At 74.1% G+C, this 1,982-nt stretch carries 2 protein-coding genes; both read right to left on the reverse strand.

The features are described 5' to 3' along the window. Nucleotides 1-117: 117 nt before the first annotated feature. On the reverse strand, nt 118-402 hold the full coding sequence (locus tag AC07BF_RS36575; protein ID WP_363589486.1) for a hypothetical protein: 285 nt from the start codon (nt 400-402) through the stop codon (nt 118-120). 252 nt (nt 403-654) lie between these two features. Then, complete coding sequence (locus tag AC07BF_RS36580) at nt 655-1,575, reverse strand: CAP domain-containing protein (RefSeq protein ID WP_400989109.1); 921 nt, start codon at nt 1,573-1,575, stop codon at nt 655-657. Between the last annotated feature and the right edge of the window lie 407 nt (nt 1,576-1,982).

Below are 1,982 nucleotides of genomic sequence, written 5' to 3' on the forward strand. Positions count from 1 at the left end.
ACCCCCCCCCCCGCCCCCCCCCCCCCCCCCCCCTTCCCCCCCCCCCCCCCCCCCCCCCCCCCCCCCCCCCCCCCCCCCCCCCCCCCCCCCCCCCCCCCCCCCCCCCGGCATGTGGTGTCACGGCTGCCCGCCGAGCCCCAACTTCCGGACCCCGAAAGGGGAGAAGACCATGTGCGCGGCCCAACCGCGGTGAATCAGCGCGATCTGCGAGGGCACCGGCATCACCGGGTACAGCTCCCTGCCCCGCGACCAGTTCGCGAGCAGGCCCTCCGTGGTGTCGACCGCCGAAACCAGCATCGTCACCTGGAGGTCCCCGTCACCCCAGGTGTTCCACAGGGCCCATCCTTCGGGCCTGGCCTCGACCCCGAGGCGCGAGCACACCTCCTCGTAGCTCTCCCCCATGCTCTCCGGCATCGCCCCCGGGCCGCGGGATCGCCACCCCGGCCAGCTTCACCTCGGACCGGTCCGCCTCCTCGCCGAGGCAGCCGTCCCCCGGGAAGTGGTAGTGCCGGATCTCCCGGGCCAGCCGCGCGCGGTCTGGTCGTACACCTCGGTACGCCGGCCGGCCTCCCGGAAGTGCCGTCACTGGCGGAGGCTCCGGCCGGGGCCGCTCCGCCGGGTGGAGCGGCCCCGGCGGACCGGTCGTGGCGGGGGTCAGCGGGTGCTGAAGTCCGCGTTCCAGGAGGCGTTGCCGGTGCGGGCCAGGCCGACCTCGTTGTAGTCGCCGAGCATGATCCCCAGGTGAAGGGGCGACCTGATCCAGCCGTCGACGGCGGCGTCGATGTCGGTGGGGCCGTAGAAGGCGATCTCGCCGAATCCCCTCCCGGTGTAGCCGAGGTTGCGCGCGATGCCGTTCGAGTCGCAGAAGTGGCCGGAGACGCGGCGCTGGTCCATCTGGTCGGCGTTGCACTTGGCGGCCTGGGAGAGCGTCTGGTTGAGGCGCACCGCCGGCTTGCCGTTCTGGGCGCGCACGGTGTTGAGCCGGTCGAGGAAGCGCTGCTCGACGGAGGTACCCGGGCCCGGGCCGGTGCCCGACCCGATCAGGTCGAACCGCTGGGACATGCTGCCGTCGCAGTTCTCGACGGTGACCTCCTGGTCGAGGCCGTGGTAGGTCAGACAGCGGTTGTCGCGGGCGTTGTGGAGGTAGGTGCCGCCGCCGGCGACGGGCTCCAGGGTCCACTGCTGGTTGGCGCCCGCCCACCAGTGGATGAACTGGGTGGACCGGCCGTCGTTGGTGTCCATCTCCAGCACGCGCTCGGTGCCGTTGACGTTGCGGGCGAAGTCGACCCGGTCGCCGGGCTTGTTGGAGATCCAGAACGAGGTGGAGGCGTTCTGGTAGTTGCGGGCGACGATCCGGGAACCCTCGCCGTCGGCGCTGGCCAGCGAGTTGTGGTTCTGGTGGTCCTGGATCGTGATCATCTGCTCGACCACGGCGGCGTTCGCCGGCGCGGCGAGCAGCGTGATGCTGCTCGCGGATATGGCGGAGACGGCGAGCGCCAGGCCTGCCAGCCGGGTGCGGCGGCGGGTGCCGGTGCTCGGGCGGGGGCGGAGGGTCCGGGCGGACGGGTGGGACACGGGGATCTCCTGTTGTCGGTGGACCGCGTGCGGATGCGACTGCGGAACGCGGTCAGGACACCAGGACTGGATTGACGATCGATCAGCAGCGTGTTGACGAACAGGGTGTGCGTCGTCCATGGAGGCGGCGCGGAGCTCGGGTGGACCCCGCCCGCATGAAGGCGCCAGGGTGAACGCGGACGGGTGAACGCGCCAGGGTGGACACGTCGCCGCGCCCCGGCAGAAGCGGTGGGGGCGCGGTACGCAGCGGAGGAGAACGGGCCGACCCGGTCCCGCCCGCCCACACGTGTGTCAGCCGGACCGTGCTGCCGTGGGGGGGGGGGGGGGGGGGGGGGGGGGGGGGGGGGGGGGGGGGGGGGGGGGGGGGGGGGGGGGGGGGGGGGGGGGGGGGGGGGGGGTGGGGGGGG

This window comes from Kitasatospora sp. NPDC043950 (assembly GCF_056435345.1).

Coding starts and splice junctions, on each gene's coding strand:
- AC07BF_RS36575 (WP_363589486.1), bottom strand. CDS start 402: ATGGGGGAGAGCTACGAGGAGGTGTGCTCGCGCCTCGGGGTCGAGGCC.